We start from the raw sequence: 20,923 nt of genomic DNA, 5'->3' as shown, positions 1-20,923 counted from the left end.
CAAAGTAAAATTTGTGAGACCTTATGCACTGTATATAAAAACAGTAAGAGGTATGTCATGGCCGTAATCACACAATTTGTCGTGGTCAGAGAAGGGGTAGAGAAAATGACGTTCACATCTAAAAAGGAGGCTGATGCCTACGATAAGATGCTTGATATTTCAGATAACCTGGTTCCCTTCATAGAAAAATCTGAATTACAACTTGATGAAAAAACCTGCGAACAGTTGGCTTTTTATTTAGCAACTAATAAAGATGAACTATCAAGTTTGCTTAAAGGTGCAATAAAGGGTAAAACTGCCACTCCAGCGAAAGCTAAGAAAGTTAAATCTGAAGAATAAGGACGTTACTTAGGTAACATAGGTAGTATGAAAACAGAATTTTACGATACGTTAAATAGACAAGTTGAAGCTTTGTTTGCAGGCGAAAATGATCTTGTGTGTGCAATGGCAAATCTATCTGCATTACTTAATGATAATCTTGAGCAAATTAATTGGGTAGGTTTCTATCAATTAAAAGATGGCCAATTAGTATTAGGTCCATTCCAAGGTAAGGTCGCGTGCACTCGTATTCCACTGAGTAAAGGTGTGTGTGGCACGGCTGCTGCAAACAATGAGACTCAACGTATCGCTGATGTTCATCAATTTGATGGACATATTGCCTGTGACGCTGCCAGTAACTCCGAAATAGTCATCCCTGTCAGACAAGGTGATAAGGTTATTGCGGTGTTAGATATAGATAGCCCAATCTTTAACAGATTTGACCAAGAAGATGAAATTGGTCTTGAAAAGATCATAAAAACTTTTGAAAAAGTCCTATTTGGCTAGATTACATACAATATCTAGTAATTGGAGGTCGCTTTCGCTGACGTGGGCTATATAATAAGCCGCTTATTGTAAAACCCTAATGAATTTCTATCATTAGGGTGATGTATGCGGCTATTAATTTTGTTAAGGTTTGTGTCAAACGCTTTAGCAAAAGCAATTATAGTGCTAATTTGTAGGTTGAACGTTGTAAACGATCAATGAATGATGAACGACTGCATGGTATTGAAAAATATCATTTTTGAGTCCCTTTAAACGTGGAAGTAACAATGGAATCAACAGAAAAGTTGACCGACACAAACGCTATTTTGGCGTATTTATACGAAACTTTTCCTTTATGTTTTATAAAGGAAGGTGAAACTAAACCTCTTAAGATTGGTTTATTCCAAGATTTAGCTGAGCGGTTAGCTGATGATTCTAAGGTCAGTAAAACCCAATTACGTGTTGCATTACGCCGTTACACAAGCAGCTGGCGTTACCTTAAAGGGATTAAGGCTGGTGTACAGCGTGTTGACCTAGATGGCAACGATTGCGGTGAATTAGAGCAAGAACACATTGAACATGCGCAGACGACTCTTAAAGAGAGTCAAGAGAAAGCGAAAGCTAAGCGTATGGCTCAGGCACCAAAGAAATCAGGAAAAAAACCTGCGGCGACTGATAATAAACGCGCACAAAATAAACGAGTACCACATAAAAAACCTCGTCCAGTGAAAGAAAAAGCACCAGAAGTGAATTTAGTGAAAGCAGAACTAAATGAACTTAAAGCGGATCAACGAGTCAATGTTAAATTAGGTGCATCCCCAGTCGCTGGTGTAATTACAGACATCAAAAAAGAGGATGTTCACGTACAACTAGACTCTGGTTTAACCGTAAAGGTACGTGCTGAACACATTCTACTATAATTCTTTAAGGAGTACTTGCTGATGCGAAAAATGTCTTTAGCCGTGTCAATTGCCAGTTTATTTGTCGGATTTTCGGCTTGGGCATTGTCACCTACTATTCAAATCAGCGAGTTACCCAAACTAGCTCAAGAGCCACAACATAAAGTGGCGAGCAAGCGAGTAACGAACATTTTTACTCGCTCTCATTATCACCGCTTTGATCTTGATGATGCTTTTTCAGAGCAAATCTATGATCGCTTCCTTCAACAAGTAGATTTCCGTCGTAATGTACTTACAGCTGCAGATGTACAAAGCTTTGATAAGTACAAACATCAGTTTGATGATATGGTCAAAACAGGTGATATGACACCTGCTTTCAAAATCTATGAACTTGTTCAACAGCGCCGCTATGAGCGTTTTTCCTATGCGCTTTCATTGTTAGAAAAAGAATTTGATTTTGAGCAAGCGGGTGATGCTTACGAGTATGACCGCAAAGAAGCAAATTGGCCAAAAGATGAAGCTGAATTAAATGAGCTTTGGCGCCAACGAGTTAAATATGACGCACTTAACCTCGAACTGACTGGCAAAAAGTGGGAAGAAATCACCGAAATCCTAGGAAAGCGTTATAACAACGCTATCAAACGCCTAGGTCAAACTCACAGTGAAGATGTATTCCAAAGTGTCATGAATGCATTTGCACGAACGGTTGAACCACACACCAGTTACTTATCCCCTCGTAATGCAGAGCGTTTCCAAATGGAAATGAACCTAAGTCTTGAAGGCATTGGTGCTGTATTGCAGATGACTGACGATTACACCGTTATCAAAAGCCTCGTCGCAGGTGGACCGGCTGCAAGCAGCGAAAAATTGTCTCCAGAAGACAAAATTGTTGGTGTTGGTCAGAAAAGCGAGGAAATCGTTGATGTCATTGGCTGGCGTTTAGATGACGTTGTTGACTTGATTAAAGGACCAAAGGGCAGTGAGGTTATTCTACAAGTGTTACCTAATAAAGGTGGTGCCAACGCACAACCTTTTGAAGTAACAATTGTCCGTGACAAAATCCGTCTTGAAGATCGCGCAGCGACATCTAAAGTAGTAGAACCAACTGAAGGTGAATATGCAAATCGAAAGATTGGTGTAATTCAGATCCCTGGTTTTTACATGAATCTTTCTGAAGATGTGCGTAAAGAACTTGTCGAGTTAGAAAAAGCCAACGTTGAAGGCGTGATTATCGATTTACGCGGAAATGGTGGTGGTGCGTTGACTGAAGCCACGCTACTTACAGGATTGTTTATTAATGCTGGCCCTGTTGTGCAAATTCGTGATGCAAATGGCCGAGTGACTCAAAACAGAGATAACGATGGTAAGAGTGCTTATGATGGTCCATTAACGATTATGGTCGATCGCTATAGTGCGTCTGCATCAGAAATTTTTGCAGCTGCCTTACAAGATTACAACAGAGCGTTAGTGGTGGGTGAATCTACTTTTGGTAAAGGTACTGTACAGCAGCATAAAAGTTTAGGCCGTATCTATGATATGTATGAAAAACCAATTGGTCATGTGCAGTACACCATTGCAAAATTCTATCGTATTAATGGTGGCAGTACTCAGCTAAAAGGTGTCACACCTGATATTGCTTTCCCAAGTGCATTAGAGCCAGGTGAGTACGGTGAATCTGAAGAGAAAAATGCTTTACCATGGGATCAAGTGCCAGTTGCTAAGTATGGCACCCTAGGAAACATTCGACCTGAATTTGTTTCTATGTTATCTGCTAATCACCAGCAGAGAATTGCAACTGATGTTGAGTTTGGTTATATCAATGAAGATATCGCTGAGTTCAGAAAACAGCATGATGAAAAATCTATTTCATTAGTTAAGTCTGAACGTATTGCGGCGCGTGATGATGACGATGCGCGTGCACTTAAGCGTGAGAATGAACGCCGTGCTCGAAATGGTCTAGCTGTAATTGAATCTTTAGATGATGCTGAGGATGTGAAAGCTGAGGATATGCCAGATCCATTCCTAGATGAAACAGCCATGATCACATTAGATATGGTAGATGCTAAAAAATTAGCAAGAGCAGAAGCTCAGCAGCAATAACACTGATTAAACAATAAAAAACGCGCTTTTATGCGCGTTTTTTCATATTTATTTTTAATTAAGGACGCGCTATGACGCAAGCACAAGCAAAACACCTTAAAGATTATCAAAAACCCTCCTTTACCATCACTCATACCGATTTAGATTTCATTCTTGATGGTAATAACACCACAGTTACTGCCGTTTCAAAGGTTGAACGTTTAAGTGACAGTAGTCAGTTAATCCTAGATGGTGAAAACTTAACCTTGCTAAGCGTCAAGATCGATGGCAACCCAGCTGAATACAAACAGACTGATTCTTCATTAATGATTGAGGTAAAAAAGTCGGAGTTCGAGTTAACCATAGTGACGCAATTGGATCCTGAAGCAAACTCTTCATTGGAAGGGCTTTATATGTCCGATGGCGCCTATTGCACACAGTGTGAAGCTGAAGGTTTCAGAAGGATCACATACTTTTTGGACAGACCCGATGTGTTAGCTACTTATCAGGTAAGGGTAGAAGCAGATAGAGCAGCATTCCCATTTTTATTAAGTAATGGTAATGAAGTTGTTCGTGGCGAAATGCCGCGTTCAGAGCGTCACTTTGTGGTGTGGAATGACCCATTTCCAAAACCTGCGTATTTATTTGCATTAGTAGCTGGTGATTTTGATTTATTAGAAGACAAATTTGTCACTATGTCTGGTCGCGATGTAAAACTTCAAGTTTTTGTTGATAAAGGGAATCTGCATAAAGCCGATCACGCTATGGCATCACTCAAGAAATCAATGCAGTGGGATGAGCAACGATTTGGCTTAGAGTATGACCTAGATATCTATATGATTGTCGCCGTCGACTTTTTCAATATGGGTGCAATGGAGAATAAAGGCTTAAATGTATTTAATACCAAGTACGTACTAGCAGACAAAGCCAGTGCTACTGACGATGATTACCATGGTATAGAATCCGTTGTTGGTCATGAGTACTTTCATAATTGGACTGGTAACCGCGTTACTTGCCGCGATTGGTTCCAATTAAGCTTGAAAGAAGGCTTAACCGTTTTTAGAGATCAAGAGTTTAGCTCAGATGTGGGTTCACGTGCTGTTAATCGAATCCAAGCAATCCGAGTTATGAAGAACCAACAGTTTGCTGAAGACTCAGGACCAATGGCGCATCCAATACGTCCAGAATCAGTCATTGAAATGAATAACTTTTACACTGTGACGGTATATAACAAAGGTGCTGAAGTTATTCGCATGATGCACACCATACTAGGAGAAGATAATTTCCAAGCAGGTATGCGATGCTATTTTGAACGTCATGATGGTCAAGCGGTAACTTGTGATGACTTTGTCGACGCTATGGCCGATGCTAGCGGCGTTAACCTGACACAATTTAAACGTTGGTATCAACAAGCTGGCACGCCTGTACTCACAGTAGCAGAAGAATATGACGCGACAACTGAGTCTTATTTATTACATGTGAAGCAGCATGTTGAAGCGCACGGAGTCAAAGGCGAAGCTTTACACATTCCATTTAGTATTGAGTTGTTAGATAGCCAAGGCAACAGCCTAGTAAACCAAGTGTTAGATGTGACTGAACTTGAGCAGACGTTTAAATTTGAGAATATCACTCAGCAGCCAACTGTTTCACTACTGCAAGATTTCTCTGCACCCGTTAAATTAGTGGCTGATTTCAGTATTGATAAGTTAGTGCATCTAACCCGTTATGCAAGTAGCGAAGTGGCTCGTTGGGAAGCATCTGTACAGCTAGTGAGTCAAACTATTTGGCATAATGTAGCGCTTCTAATCCAAGCTCAAGCGATGAATGTTGACCACAGGGTTGTAGATGGTTTTAGAGGCATTATTCTAGATGGTTCACTTGACCAAGCACTTGTGGCTGAAATTCTATCAATTCCTTCAACACATGCTTTGATTGAACAGGTCGATAAAGTTGATTTAGATAAACTAATGGCCGCTAGGGCGTTTGTGATTGAATCGATAGCTGAGCATTGTCAAGATGAACTTTTAGCACGTTATCGCCAGTTACTACCTGTCGATTCAGCGCCTGCGAGGGCTATGAAAAATGCATTGTTATTGCTATTAGGTCATGTATCCCAAGAGCATGAGGCATTGATGGTGCAGCAGTTCAATAATGCGACTAATATGACAGATTCACTTGGTGCTCTTTGTGCGGCTGTGGCAACCCAGGCCGATTGCATGCAATCTTTACTCGAACAATTTGAACAACAATGGCGCGATGTACCATTGGTTATGGATAAATGGTTTACCATGCAAGCAATCAATCGTGCTGAGAATGTGATTGAACGTATTGAATCGTTAACCACTCACTCAAGTTTCAGTTTTAATAACCCTAATAGAGTCCGTTCATTAATAGGTAGCTTTGCTGCCGGTAATGCGAGTCAATTCCACCGTATAGATGGAAAAGGGTATCAATATTTAACCAAAGTTTTGATTAAAATGAATAAACTGAATCCGCAAGTGGCAGCCAGAATGATTACACCTCTGATTCAATTTTCAAAATTTGATACTCAGCGTCAGTCACTTATGATTGAGCAATTAAAAGTATTGCAAGCATTACCTGATTTATCTAAAGATTTGTTTGAAAAAGTAAACAAGGCACTAGAGCAGGTGTCATAAACAAATTTTATATGTTGCAATAGGGCAGTAATCAGCGTTGCTGCCTTTTTTCAACGCGTTAGCAGAGCACAATATGCAGTATTATTTTCGATGTAACATAAGCTATGACGACTTTTTACTTTATTATCAAGGTCATGTGAATAAAGTAGAAGTAATAGAGCAGTTTGGAAGAGTGTTACATGTTAATGCCAAATATTTTCTACCCTTTTTACAGCCTGAAGGTATTAAAGGCCAGTTTTGTTTAGATGTTGATGAGAAAGGTGGCTTTCAATCACTAAAAAAAATATAGAGTATTTACTTCAAACGTTTGATTGATAGCTGTTTATCACATTTCCCTTATATTTCATCTTTAAATAAATGAATTTGTTACTTTTTTTACGAGTGTTAACAGATTGATTTATTCACTTCTTTTTATATTCAAATAAACGACTGTTTATTTAGCTTGTTTTCTCCTAATCCTACTAATTTTATTAAACATTTTCTTTGTTATTGAACTTGCTCAATGATGTTAAATGCTGTAACAATGGTGTTGCCTGTGAGCTAACAAGATGTTGGTCAAATTCCTATAACAACGAATACAGCAGGTTACGGAGAATAAATAAATGAATATCGTTAAGAAGAAGTTTAACAAGTCGGCGCTTGCTTTGGGGGTAGTGTCGGCATTGTATCTTGGAATGAGCGCAAACGTTTCTGCTGTATCATTCAATTGGGGAGAAGTTGAAGGTACCTTTGACTCTACTTGGACACTTGGTGCTAGTTGGCGTGTGAGTGAGCGTGACTGGGCTGGCCAAATTGGTAAAGTAAACCAACCACAGTTTGATTGGTCTGGCTATTCTGGCTTTGACATGCCGCCATTTGGTGATATACGCTATACCTCTGCAGAAATTTGGGAGCAACCAGGCTCTTATTCCAGTAATAACGACTTAAGTAACCTACTGTACTCACAAGGTGACCGTACATCTGAAATTTTCAAAGGGTTGCATGAATTGTCTTTGCAATATGAAAACTACGGTTTATTCGTGCGCGGTATGTACTTCTATGATCGTAAACTTAATGATGGCCATTATGACTTCAATGACCCATTAACAGGCAATACATACGACCCTTGTGCAGATGATCAAGCATCAGAAGTACAATGTAAAGATGTCCGCTTGTTAGATGCATTTGTTTATGCCAACTGGGATTTAAATGATGGTCAAAACCCACTGACTGTTCGAGTTGGTAATCAGGTTGTATCTTGGGGGGAAAGTACCCTTATTCCACATGGTATCGGTGTGATTAACGCAGTTGACCTGAACATTCTCAATGCGCCGGGTGCAGAACTTAAAGAAGCATTTAGACCACAAGGTATGGTATGGGCTTCATTAGGTTTGACTGAAAACTTAAACGTAGAAGCTTTCTATCAATATGAGTGGCAGCAAGTTTGGGTGCCTGCTCCTGGTTCTATTTTTGCAACAAATGATTTCGCGGGTTTTGGTGGTTATAACCAAAACGCACAATTAGGGTTTAATGCGAATCCTGATATCAACCTAGATTTCTTAATGTCAGAGTATTCTGATCTTTATCAATTTGCAGGGGCTACCGGTTTTGACCCGTCACTTGCAGGTCTCATGGTACCTTATGCAACAAAGGTTGCGTTAATTCAAGATGCTCAAGATGCGCCTGATGATGGCCAATTCGGTGTTAAATTGGGTTATTACTCACCAGAGCTCGGCGAAACAGAATTCGGTTTGTACTACATGAATTACCACAGTCGACGTCCGCTTATTAGTGGTACCGCGTCTGATTTCACACAAGCTGCAATCGCTCATGATTATGGGCTACTGGCACAAAGTGGTGGCCAAATCGATCGCGACTTGATGCTACAAATGAAGACCTTCACCAAAGCACAAATTGTGTACCCTGAAGATATTCAGCTATTCGGTGCAAGTTTCAATACCTTGGTTGGTGATACTTCCGTTGCGGGCGAAATCGCTCACCGTAAGGATGAGCCATTACAAATTGATGACGTAGAGTTACTTTTTGCTGCAATGCCACAACAATTGGCTAATGCAGAATTGCGCCCAGACCTCGATGGTATTTCTCAAATGGAAGTGTTTGAGCCAGGTGCAACGGTTGACGGGTTTATTCAACTTGACACCACTCAGGCACAGGCAACTGTCACTCATTTATTTGGTCCAACATTAGGTATGGACAACCTCGTCATGTTGGCTGAAGTTGGTGGTGTCTGGATCCACGATATGCCAGGTTTTGATGAGCTTCGTCTAAATGGTCCAGGAACTGCACGTTCTGGTGGTAATCCTGATATGCCAGGTATTATTGAAGCGTTGCACAACGGTCCTGAAACCAACCCATTCCCAACTGACTTTGCTTGGGGTTACCGTTTAGTTGCAAAGGCTGATTTCAATAACTTAATGGCTGGCATGAATATGTCTCCACGGGTTATTTTCTCCCACGATGTAAGTGGTATTACGCCTGACCCTATGTTTTTGTTTACTGAAGGCCGAAAGTCAGTTGCGCTGGGTGTGAATTTTGACTATCAAAGTCGCTGGGGATTCGATTTCTCATATAACAGTTTCTTTGGTGGTGTTGGTACGACAAACGCGATGTCTGATAGAGACTATGTCTCGTTCAACGTTAAGTTTTCGATATAAAAAGGATAATTATAATGAAGAAACTGACGATATTATCGGCAGCCATGTTACTTGCAATGAGCTCTGGCACTGTGATTGCAAAAGTATCAGAAGCTGAAGCGGCAAAACTAGGCACTAGCTTAACGCCATTAGGGGCTGAAGTCGCTGCTAATGCTGATGGGTCTATTCCTGAATGGAATGGTGGTATTACACAAGCACCAGCTGGATATGAGAAGGGCATGCATCACCCTGATCCTTTTACGGCTGATAAAGTGTTATTTACTATTACTAATGCCAATAAGGCTCAATACTCAGAACATTTAACACCTGGTCAAATCAAGTTATTTGAATTGTATCCAGACACTTATAAAATGAATGTGTACCAAACACGTCGTACAGCATCTGTACCTCAGTATGTATATGATGCAACTAAAGTGAATGCGACCAGTGCTGAACTTGTATCAGAGGGGAACGGCATTTCTGGTGCCACCATTGGTGTTCCATTTCCTATTCCACAAAATGGTTTAGAAGCGATTTGGAATCATATTCTGCGTTTCCGCGGTGTCGATGTTGAAACTAGTCGAAGTCAAGCCGCGCCGACGGCATCTGGCTCATATACACTAGTTGAGAATAAAGAGCAGATCCGCTTTGAGTATTCTCGCCCAGAAGTGACATTAGAGAAACTAAAAGAAACCAACACGTTATTCTTTTTCAAACAAGTTGTCACCCAACCAGCTCGTTTAGCGGGTACAGCCCTACTCGTAAAAGAGACCATGGACCAAGAGGCTTTACCACGTCAGGCATGGACTTATAACACAGGACAACGTCGCGTACGTAAAGCGCCAAATGTTGCATTTGATACACCAGGTACAGTGTCAGATGGCTTACGTACTACGGATGACTTTGATATGTTCAATGGTTCTCCAGTTCGTTATAACTGGGAATTGGTGGGCAAGAAAGAGATCTATATTCCTTACAACGACTATAAGCTTCATTCAGATGCACTTAAATATAAAGATATTCTCACACCGGGCCATATAAACCCTGAATATGCACGTTGGGAAAAACACCGTGTTTGGGAAGTGAAAGCAACACTAAAAGACGGTATGCGTCATATTTATAAAACGCGTGTGTTCTATATTGATGAGGATTCATGGCAAGTATCGCTAGCCGATATGTACGATAACCGTGATGAACTATACCGTGTCGCAACAGCACACAGTATCAATTATTACGAAGTGCCAACTCACTGGAGTACGTTAGAAGTATTCCATGACTTGCAGTCACGTCGTTATCTAGCAATGGGCTTAGATAATGAAGGTCGTATGTATAACTTCGATGCCAAACTATCAAGCCGTAATTTCACACCTGATGCGCTTCGTCGCTCTGGTATTCGTTAATTAGTTCTCATGAGGGGCGCTTGCGCCCCTATCTACTGTAAAGGAAGTCTGTATGTCGTTTAGCATACTTCGCAGCGCAGTGTTAGTTGGCTTGGGCTTAATTGCCCATATGCCAGCTCATGCTGAACTTGATCCGCTCGCTGCTCAAATTCAACCTCTCGCTAAATCTTCATTAGTGCTTGATATCGCCACGACAGGCAAACAATTAGTGGCTGTTGGGCAACGAGGTCATGTGCTTATTAAACAACAAGATTGGCAGCAAGTCGCCACGCCAGTCATTGCGCAATTGACCAAAACTTTTTTTATTAATGATACCCATGGCTGGGCTGTTGGCCATGACGCAACCATTATCCATACTCAAGACGGTGGCATGACTTGGCAATTGCAAATGCAGTCGCCAGACATTGAAAAACCGTTTTTAGATGTCATGTTTTTTGATCCGCAGCATGGTATTGCTGTTGGTGCTTATGGTCTGTTTTATCGTACATCGGATGGAGGCCAGAACTGGCAAGAAGAATTCCATGAAGAATTGTTGTTTGAAGAAGATGTCGCCTATTTAGCTGAATTGAAACTCGAGGATGAGGCATTATACCTTTCTGAAAAATCTGCATTATTACCCCATTTCAATCGTGTAGTTAAGCTATCTGACGGCCGCATTTTGATGGTTGGTGAATTAGGCACTGTTACTATCTCTGATAACCAAGGTAAACATTTTGATAAAGTTGAGTTTGATTACGATGGCTCTATGTTTACTGCCATCGAATATCAAAACAATATTTACGTAATGGGACTGCGTGGTCACGTATTTAAAACTGATCATACATTTAGTCAATGGCAAGAAATCGAACTCCCAGTTGAGTCTTCAATCAATGGTGCATTCGAAACCACTGATGGCCGTTTATTGCTAGTTGGCAATGCAGGCAGCATCATTGAAATTAAAGATAATACAGCAGCGCTACTGGCGCGCCGTCAGGGTGAAAATATTGTCGCTGTCGCTGCAGATGTGCAAGGGCAACTGTGGTTTGCAGGTAGCAAAGGGTTATTCCAGCTACAAGATTAATAGTTGGCTAATCAATAATTAAAATAATAGGGCCTTAAGATGTTAGATAAACTGGTCAATGGATTTGAGTCACACCTATTTCGTAACCGAATGTGGGTGATTTTGTCATTTATATTAATGACAGGCTTTTTAGGCTTTCAAGCTAGCCAATTAAAAATGGATGCAGCCTTTAGCAAAAATATTCCACTAAATCATGCTTATATGCAAACATATACTAAGCATCAAAAGGATTTTGGTGGCGCTAACAGTATTATGGTTGCAGTTGAGGATACCAGTGGTGATATTTTTAACCCTGTATTCTTTGAAGCATTAAAAAATGTACATGATCAGCTATTTTTTATTCCGGGTGTAGAGCGCTCACAAGTAAAATCTTTATATTCTCCTTCGACTCGTTTCACTGAAGTCGTAGAGGATGGCTTTGCTGGCGGTCCTGTTATTCCGGCTGATTTCACCAATGATGATTACAGCCTAGGTGTGGTTAGGGAGAATGTGGAAAAGGCGGGTATTGTTGGCCGATTAATTGCCATCGATTATTCTGCGGCGATGGTTTCAGCGCAGCTAATGGAGTTTGACCCACAAACCGGTGAACCACTAGATACGATTGCATTTGCCAATCAATTAGAACAAGAGTTACGTGGCCAATTTCAAAATGAAAATATAAAAATTCACATCATTGGCTTTGCCAAAATGGCAGGTGATGTAGCTGAAGGTGCCAAAGGCGTACTGTTATTTTTCCTTATTGCCATCGCGATAACAGCAGTGATGGTTTATCTATTCTCTAAATCGATTGTGCTAACGGTTCTACCGCTTATTTGTAGCTTGATGGCTGTTGTATGGCAATTAGGCCTGCTGACCGTCGTTGGATTTGGCCTAGATCCCATGTCGATTCTTGTACCGTTTTTAGTGTTTGCAATTGGTGTGAGCCATGGCGTGCAAATGATTAATGGTGTGCGTAGTCGTGTTGTACAAGGTCAAGCTACGAAAGCCGCTTCTGCATCAGCGTTTCGTACTTTATTAATTCCAGGCGGGGTTGCGTTATTATCAGATACTGTCGGCTTCTTAACATTACTTGCTATTGATATTGGTATTATTCGTGAACTAGCGATATCTGCTTCATTAGGTGTGGCTGTCATTATTCTAACTAATCTAATTTTGCTACCTTTAGTGATTTCATACACTGATTTATCAAAACTGACTGTTGATAAGGCCAAAAAGGAAAAGGTAGAACGTTTCTGGTTATCCATGTCTAAGTTCGCGACCCCTAAATATGCCGTTGTAGTTTTAGTGTGTACCGCTGTGCTTTATGCCTTCGGTTTTCAGCAATCAGCTAATATGAAGATTGGTGATTTACAAGGTGGTGCACCTGCTTTGCATTTAGACTCACGTTATAACCAAGACACTTTCTTTATTACAGAGAAGTTTTCAATTACTACTGATGTTATGTCTGTGATAGTCGAGGCAACACCTGAGGCTTGTACATACCATTCTGTATTGACTCAAATTGAGCAATTTGAATGGATGGTGGCGAATACACCAGGAGTTGAATCTACGGTGAGTTTGTCATCGATAGCCAAGAAAGTGAACGCTGGCTTTAACGAAGGTAATCCTAAGTGGGAAGTGTTACCACGTACAACCGCTAGCTTAGTTCAAGCAGTAGGGCGAGTACCAACCACTTCTGGATTACTCAACAGTAACTGTTCAGTTATGCCTGTTTATTTATTCTTAAAAGATCATAAAGCAGAAACCATTGAAGTAGTCATCGCTAAGGTGAAACACGTTGCAGCGCAATTAAATACACCAGAGCTGCAATTTAAACTCGCTTCAGGTCCAGTTGGTGTAATGGCTGCAACGAATGAAGCTGTGAGTGAAGCGCAATTACCTATGATGTTGTATGTATATGGCGCGGTGTTCGTGTTGTGTTTGATTAGTTTTAAATCTATTAAGGCAACAATTGCTGTCATCATACCTTTATATGTTGTTTCAACTTTAGCGCAGGCACTAATGACGTGGTTGGATATTGGCCTTGCTGTGAGCACATTACCAGTGATTGCGTTAGGTGTCGGTATTGGTGTCGATTACGGTATTTATATTTTATCTACCATGTCACAAAAGCTAACAAAGGGGATGCAAGTTCAACAAGCTTATTACGAAGCATTAGTTGAACGTGGTAGTGCTGTCATCTTTACTGGCCTTACACTTGCTATTGGCGTTAGTACTTGGTTCTTTTCAGCGCTTAAATTCCAAATGGACATGGGGATTTTGTTAACCTTCATGTTTTTAGTGAATATGTTGGGAGCAATTATTATTCTGCCAGCACTTTCAGCACTGTTTTGGCCTAAACGTAAGTAAATAAACAAGTTATATTGAAAAAGAGAAGCTTTGCTTCTCTTTTTTTTTGCATAGAAAACCTGCAATTTCGATTCAAATGTCACTTTGTTTTTCACAAGCCAGTTAAAACTGGATTTATACAGGATCTACCACTAAAATTTTTCTCGATAAAGCAGCAATTTAGTAATAAACTTTGCGCCAGATCTCAGTATGTTTTGGTTTAGAGTTTAACTGAGTCACGAGCGAAGCATTCAAATAATGATAAAAGCGCTGCCATAGACGCTTAAGGAATCTGCAACATGGCCTTGAAAGATGCAATGCCTTCAGTACTACTAGAAAATGTAGTCACTTTAATTCATTCGAAAATCCCTAATTCACAAGCTAAACAGGTTGAGCAGTTTGCTAACTGTTTGTACACCCATATGTCGAAGGATGACTTACACGCCCGCAATGATAGCGATTTATACGGTGCTGTAGTTAGCCTTTGGAATGCCCTTAATAAAACCCCAGTAGGTGATACTCACATTCGCGTGTTTAACCCGAGCCAGTCAAAGCATGGCTGGCAATCGACACACAGTATTATCGAAGTTATTTTACCTGATATGCCATTCTTGGTTGACTCTTTGTCCATGGCATTGAATCGCATGGGGATTACAGCGCATGTGATGCTCCATACGCCGATGAATGTTCAACGTTCAGGTAAACAAGTTGATCAGGTTTCATTTATTCATCAATCAGAGTCAGATGGCGATCACGTCGCTGTATTCCTTGTCGAAATTGATAAACAAAATAGCGCAGAAGACATCAAGGCGATTGAAACAGAAATTCAATCCGTATTTAACGATGTCTCAGCCTCTGTTAATGACTGGAAAAACTTATCAGAACGCTTATCTGACACAATTAAGCAACTACCTAAACGTCCTTTTCCTGGTGATAAACAAGAACTTGAAGAAGCAGTTGAGTTTCTAAAATATTTGAATAATCATCATTTTACTTTGCTAGGTTACCGCTATTACGATTTAAACCGTGTTGAAGGTGATGTTGAATTAATTCCAGATATGTCCACCAGTCTTGGGTTGATGGGGCGTTCAAAATCTAATACAAGTGATCGCAGTTTATTATTATCGTCACTGTCTGAAACAGCTCGTAAAGAAGCCCTTGATGACAGTTTGCTGGTATTAACTAAAAGCTCAGCTAAGAGCCGTGTTCACCGCCCAGCATATGTTGATTACATTGGCGTCAAGCGTTTCGATAAGAAAGGCAACGTCATTGGTGAAGACAGGTTTATCGGTCTTTATGCATCAAACTTGTATAACCGAAGCCCTCGTGAAATCCCTTTATTGTCGCAAAAAGTGCAACGTGTATTAGATCATTCAGGCTTAATGCCACGTTCTCATGATTACAAAGCGCTGATGAATATTCTTGAGACCCTGCCACGTGATGAGTTAATTCAAGCAAAAGAAACTGAATTATCATCTATCGCTCATGGTGTGCTAGAAATGCAAGATCGTGACAAGTTGAAATTATTTGTCCGAAAAGATGGCTTTGGTCGTTTCTTATCTTGCTTAGTGTATGTGTCGAAAGATCGTTACAACACTAAATTGCGTCAAGATACACAGCGTATTTTGGCTCAGCACTTCAACAGTAATGAAGAAGTTGAATTTACGACTTATTTCTCTGAGTCAACCTTGGCTCGAACTCATTACATCATTAAAGTTGATAATAATAATATGGATGTGGATGTGGCTGCAATTGAACAAAACCTAACAGAAGCCGCGCGCTCATGGCAGGATAAACTGCACAGCTCTTTAAACAACACCGTGGGTGAGCAACTCGGTACTGGATTAACTAAGTCATATCTTAATGCGTTCCCACAAAGTTATAAGGATGATGTATTACCAAGCTCGGCAGTAGTTGATATCCAACAACTAGAAGCGCTGGATGACGAACATAAACTTGGAATGTTGTTCTATCAGCCGCAAGAGTCGGCATTGGATGATAATAAAGTTCGCTTAAAACTTTTCCATAAAGATGAACCAATTCATTTGTCAGATGTTTTACCAATGCTTGAAAACTTTGGTTTACGTGTGATTAATGAGCGTCCATACGAAATCAAAACAGCTGAAGGTAATACATACTGGATCCTAGACTTCTTAATGACAGTGCAAGGTGCTGCTACAGATAATCTAGCAGATAGCCAAGATCGCTTCCAAGATTCACTATCACAAGTGTGGCAGAAGAAACTTGAAGACGATGGTTTTAACCGTATGGTGTTATCGACTGGATTATCTGGCCGTGAAGTGTCAATCGTGCGTGCTTACGCTAAATACATGCGCCAAATTGACGCAACATTCAGTCAATCGTACATAGAAGAAACCTTTAGTCGTTATCCTAAGATTGCCGAACTATTGGTGAAAATGTTCATACGTAAGTTTAACCCTAAGCTTAAGACGAGAACATTAGGTAAGTTCGTTGAACAAATTAATCTACAGCTAGATGATGTATCTAGCTTGGATGATGATCGCATTATTCGCCGTTATTTGGATTTAATTAATGCGACGCTAAGAACTAACTTCTATCAGACACTCAGTGCGGGAGAAAACAAGCCTTATATCTCATTCAAATTCTCGCCAGAGATGATCCCTGAGATGCCAAAGCCGCTTCCTAAGTTTGAAATCTTCGTATACTCGCCAAGAGTAGAAGGTGTGCATTTACGTGGTGGTAAAGTTGCTCGCGGAGGTTTACGTTGGTCAGACAGACGAGAAGACTTCCGAACTGAAGTTTTAGGTCTGGTGAAAGCACAGCAAGTAAAAAACACTGTTATTGTGCCTGTGGGTGCGAAAGGTGGCTTTGTTTGTAAACAATTGCCAACTGACGGTGGCCGAGAGGCATTCTTTAATGAAGGCCAAGCGTGTTACCGTTTATTCATCCGTGGTTTGTTAGATTTAGCCGACAACATCGTCAATGGTGAAGTTGTTCCACCAGCAGATGTTGTACGTCATGATGAAGATGATGCTTATTTAGTAGTTGCAGCTGACAAAGGTACTGCAACTTTCTCAGACATTGCTAACTCAATTGCGATTGAATACGGCTTCTGGCTGGGTGATGCATTTGCATCAGGTGGCAGTAATGGCTACGACCATAAGAAAATGGGTATCACGGCTAAAGGTGCTTGGGAATCCGTTAAACGCCATTTCCGTGAGATTGGCATTGATTGCCAAACAACAGACTTTACCTGTTTAGCCGTTGGCGATATGGCGGGTGACGTTTTCGGTAACGGTATGTTGCTATCTAAGCACACCAAACTGGTTGCTGCATTTAACCATATGCACATCTTTATTGACCCAACACCTGATGTTGAAACAAGTTATGCAGAGCGTCAGCGTTTGTTTGATTTACCGCGCAGCAGCTGGGAAGACTATAACAGCAAACTTATTTCGAAAGGTGGTGGTGTATTCCTGCGTTCAGCTAAATCAATCAAGCTGACTAAAGAAATGCAGTCCATGCTTAGTACCGAATTAACATCTATGACGCCAAACCAGCTATTAACTGAGCTGCTGAAAATGCAGGTCGATTTAATTTGGAATGGTGGTATTGGTACTTACGTTAAAGCGACCTCTGAATCGCATGCTGAAGTAGGCGATCGTGCTAATGATGCACTTCGTGTCAACGGCAGTGAAGTGAAGGCACGTATTATCGGTGAAGGTGGTAATTTAGGTTGCACTCAATTGGGCCGGATTGAATACACTGCAGCAGGCGGTCGTATGAATACTGACTTCGTTGATAACGTCGGTGGCGTAGATTGTTCCGATAACGAAGTCAACATCAAGATCTTCTTAAACACATTGGTTGCAGATGGCGAATTGACCGTTAAGCAACGTAACAAGTTGTTGGAAGACATGACTGATGAAGTGTCTGAAATTGTTTTAAGAGATTGTAACGATCAAACTCGTACAATTTCAGTTACTCAGGTACGTGGTGAGTCACAGTTAAAAGAGCAGATCCGCTTTATTCATCATCTTGAAAAAGAAGGTAAGTTGGATAGAGCACTTGAGTTCTTGCCATCAGAAGATGATCTAGCTGAGCGCCTTGCTAATGGTAAGAGTCTAACGCGCCCTGAGTTATCAGTCTTAGTGGCTTATGCAAAAATGGTGCTTAAAGAGCAATTAGTGACGCCATTAATCACTGAAGATACTTTCTTGAGCAAGCTGCTTGTTGAGTATTTCCCTAAACAGCTACAACAAAAGTACGCTGACAAAATGCCAAGTCACCCACTTAGAGGGGAGATCATTGCCACTTCATTAGCTAATGAATTAGTGAATGATATGGGCTTTAATTTTGTCCAACGTATGCAAGATGAGACAGGTGCCTCAGTAGCTGAAGCAGCAATCAGTTACACTATGGCGCGAGAAGTGTTTGAGCTTGATAGCTTAACGCAGTCGATTACTGATTTGAACGGTATAGTACCCGCAATCGTTCAGGGTGAAATGTTGCATCAATTGCGTCGTAATATGCGCCGTGCTTGTCGCTGGTTTATTCGTCACCGTAATCGCTCTCATAACATTGAGCAAACCGTTGAGTTCTTTAAACCAGTGTTTGAACAGCTTAAAGCCAATGCTGATCAATACATGATTGAAGCTGAAGTGACGGCAATTTCGGCTGAAATTAAAGCACTAACTCGCGAGAATGTACCTGAACCAGTGGCACAGATTGTGGCTAAGATGAGCACATTGTTCTCGGCATTAGATATTGCTCAAATTGCTCAGATTGAGAATAAGTCTGTTGAGTTAGTGTCAGAAACTTACTTTAAGCTAGGTGCACAAGTTGAATTGCATTGGTTCTTAGAGCAAATTAGTGCGCAACCGGTATCAAATCACTGGCAAGCACTTGCCCGTGCGGCATTCAGAGAAGAACTTGATTGGCAACAGCGTGCGTTAAGCTCTGCCGTATTGAGAACCTGTACTGATAGCTGTAATGCTGACACTGTCATCAATGAATGGATCAGCAACAATGAAGTATTACTAGAACGCTGGTTCCATATGCTTGCAGATTTCAAAGTTTCTCAAACACATGAATTTGCTAAGTTCTCGGTCGCATTACGTGAATTAAACTTATTGATTTTACATTGTGAAGGTCAAAGTTAATTCGATATAATATTAATGAGCCCTAGCATTTAGCTGGGGCTTTTTTTAGGTCTAGGAGAAAACATGTTTTACAAACTCGCACAAAAAGTTATGTTCCAGATGGACCCTGAAGTAGCGCACAACATTGCTATTGGGAGTCTTAAAATGACTGGAAACAATCCATTGAATTGTTTCTATAGTCAGAACGTAAAATCAACTCCAGTAGAATGTATGGGGCTAACTTTTCCTAATCCAGTCGGATTAGCAGCGGGTTTAGATAAAGATGGTGAGTCAATTGATGCATTCTATGCAATGGGTTTTGGTCATATTGAAGTCGGTACAGTAACACCACGTCCACAACCGGGTAATGACCAACCACGTTTGTTCCGCTTAAAGCCAGCTAAAGGCATTATCAACCGTATGGGATTCAACAATAAAGGCGTTGATAACCTAGTGCGTAATTTGATGGCTAAAAAGTCTGACATCATGGTGGGTGTTAATATTGGTAAAAATAAAGATACTCCAGTAGAGCAGGGCAAAGATGATTACCTCATCTGTATGGATAAGGTTTACCAGCATTCTGCGTATATTGCAGTGAATATTTCATCTCCAAATACGCCTGGTTTACGCACCATGCAGTACGGTGAGTTGCTTGATGATCTGTTAAATTCGATCAAAGTAAAACAATCTGAGCTTGCACAAAAGCATGGCAAGTATGTGCCTGTTGCCTTAAAGATTGCTCCAGATTTAACACTTGAAGAAATTCAAAGCATTGCGGAGTCATTAAAGAAGAATAATTTTGACGCTGTCATCGCAACTAATACCACTTTGAGCAGGGATAATGTTCAAGGTCTTGATAATGCAGAAGAAACTGGTGGGTTAAGCGGTAAGCCGTTAACTGAATTATCTACTAAAGTAATTAAGCAATTAGCAGAGTGTATTGATGGTGCAATACCAATCATTGGCGTTGGTGGCATTAACAGTGCAAAAGATGCTCAAGATAAACTTGATGCGGGTGCGACAATGTTACAAATTTACTCAGGATTTATTTATCAAGGTCCACAACTTGTAAAAGAAATTGTCGATCAATGCGACTTTAAATAATCAGCGATCACGTTTAGATCAAATTTAGCTGATCAAAAAGCATGCCGCGATCAAAAAAAGGATCTTTAGATCGCGGTAACATTATGATTCATATCAAAATTTTTTTAAAATATTTTTGATATTGCTTGAAATATACACTAGTATATGAATCACAGAAATATTTTAGGTGTGTAGAGCAATGTTATTAATGCCGAATAAGGACTGGCATTGGGAATTTAATGCGGAGCATAAAACGCTCAGTATTGCATTAGGTTCTGAAATGGAGTTCCTGACCCCATACAACGCAAAGCTACTTATTCCAGATGCATTACAGGCATCTGAATTTAGTGTCGAGCACGCTAAATTTTATATGAATATGCTTGAGCAATTACCTAAAATATTAACCATGTCTGATGCTGCTATCGTGCAAACCGCACTTAATGCAACTGCTGCACATTTCCTATTAAAACCGCAAATGCCAAAATCGTGGTTCTTTGAAACTTCAGAGGAATGCGTTTATAGCGAAGTGGGTAAATTATTCCAACTGACATGCAACAATCAACGTGTATTAGCCTTAGTTGTTGAGAACAGCCTACAGGCTGCGACAGTGTTATTACTGTCTCCTTCGTGCCAATTGAGTGGTTCCAAATCACTAAATCAATTTGATACGATTAAGGTTATGCACGATAGACTGCAACCAGCAAGAAGAGTCACTCGCAGACACACTGCTGCAGCATAATTTAAACATTTATTGAAAAAGAGAAATGCCAATGCATTTCTCTTTTTTGTTTTCAGCCCTAAACCACCTACTTCAGTAGGTGGTTATCATCAATTAGGGTTTGCCTGTATCTTTGTTT

General features: G+C 40.5%; 13 protein-coding genes. All 13 read left to right on the top strand.

All coding sequences use genetic code 11. The annotated features are described in order from the left end of the window. The first annotated feature begins 57 nt into the window (after positions 1-57). The 13 genes from ACHUGF_RS13645 (at position 58) to ACHUGF_RS13585 (ending at position 20,805) form a co-directional block, all read left to right on the top strand. Positions 58-339: a YebG family protein gene (locus tag ACHUGF_RS13645; protein WP_394132012.1), complete on the top strand. Its 282-nt coding sequence runs from the start codon at positions 58-60 to the stop codon at positions 337-339. Between the two features lie 27 nt (positions 340-366). After that, positions 367-825, top strand: a complete 459-nt coding sequence (locus ACHUGF_RS13640) for a GAF domain-containing protein (RefSeq protein WP_394132011.1) — start codon at positions 367-369, stop codon at positions 823-825. Positions 826-1,091: 266 nt separating this feature from the next. After that, positions 1,092-1,724, top strand: a complete 633-nt coding sequence (gene proQ / locus ACHUGF_RS13635) for an RNA chaperone ProQ (protein ID WP_394132010.1) — start codon at positions 1,092-1,094, stop codon at positions 1,722-1,724. Positions 1,725-1,745: 21 nt separating this feature from the next. Further along, positions 1,746-3,803, top strand: coding sequence for a carboxy terminal-processing peptidase (prc, locus tag ACHUGF_RS13630; RefSeq protein WP_394132008.1), 2,058 nt, complete (start codon positions 1,746-1,748; stop codon positions 3,801-3,803). Positions 3,804-3,874: 71 nt separating this feature from the next. Next, complete coding sequence (gene pepN / locus ACHUGF_RS13625; protein ID WP_394132006.1) at positions 3,875-6,439, top strand: aminopeptidase N; 2,565 nt, start codon at positions 3,875-3,877, stop codon at positions 6,437-6,439. 73 nt (positions 6,440-6,512) lie between these two features. Further along, a complete protein-coding gene (locus ACHUGF_RS13620) occupies positions 6,513-6,728 on the top strand; it encodes a DUF2835 domain-containing protein (RefSeq protein WP_394132005.1) in 216 nt (71 codons plus the stop codon). Between the two features lie 313 nt (positions 6,729-7,041). Then, positions 7,042-9,093, top strand: coding sequence for a DUF1302 domain-containing protein (locus ACHUGF_RS13615; RefSeq protein ID WP_394132003.1), 2,052 nt, complete (start codon positions 7,042-7,044; stop codon positions 9,091-9,093). A 14-nt stretch (positions 9,094-9,107) separates the two neighbouring features. Then, positions 9,108-10,472 carry a DUF1329 domain-containing protein gene (locus ACHUGF_RS13610; protein ID WP_394132001.1) on the top strand — a complete coding sequence of 455 codons (1,365 nt, stop codon included), beginning with the start codon at positions 9,108-9,110 and terminating at the stop codon, positions 10,470-10,472. Between the two features lie 52 nt (positions 10,473-10,524). Then, a complete protein-coding gene (locus tag ACHUGF_RS13605) occupies positions 10,525-11,532 on the top strand; it encodes a WD40/YVTN/BNR-like repeat-containing protein (protein ID WP_394132000.1) in 1,008 nt (335 codons plus the stop codon). Positions 11,533-11,571: 39 nt separating this feature from the next. Further along, a complete protein-coding gene (locus ACHUGF_RS13600) occupies positions 11,572-13,881 on the top strand; it encodes an efflux RND transporter permease subunit (RefSeq protein WP_394131998.1) in 2,310 nt (769 codons plus the stop codon). A gap of 278 nt (positions 13,882-14,159) precedes the next feature. Continuing rightward, entirely contained in the window at positions 14,160-19,004 is a 4,845-nt protein-coding gene (locus ACHUGF_RS13595; protein WP_394131996.1) for an NAD-glutamate dehydrogenase, read from the top strand. A 63-nt stretch (positions 19,005-19,067) separates the two neighbouring features. Next, positions 19,068-20,087 carry a quinone-dependent dihydroorotate dehydrogenase gene (pyrD, locus tag ACHUGF_RS13590; protein ID WP_394131995.1) on the top strand — a complete coding sequence of 340 codons (1,020 nt, stop codon included), beginning with the start codon at positions 19,068-19,070 and terminating at the stop codon, positions 20,085-20,087. A gap of 178 nt (positions 20,088-20,265) precedes the next feature. Beyond that, positions 20,266-20,805, top strand: coding sequence for a cell division protein ZapC (locus ACHUGF_RS13585; RefSeq protein WP_394131994.1), 540 nt, complete (start codon positions 20,266-20,268; stop codon positions 20,803-20,805). Positions 20,806-20,923 lie beyond the last annotated feature (118 nt).

Source organism: Shewanella maritima, assembly GCF_043643735.1.
In the GTDB taxonomy this organism is placed as follows: Bacteria; Pseudomonadota; Gammaproteobacteria; order Enterobacterales; family Shewanellaceae; genus Shewanella; species Shewanella maritima_A.
This window is presented reverse-complemented; position numbering and strand designations above follow the sequence as displayed.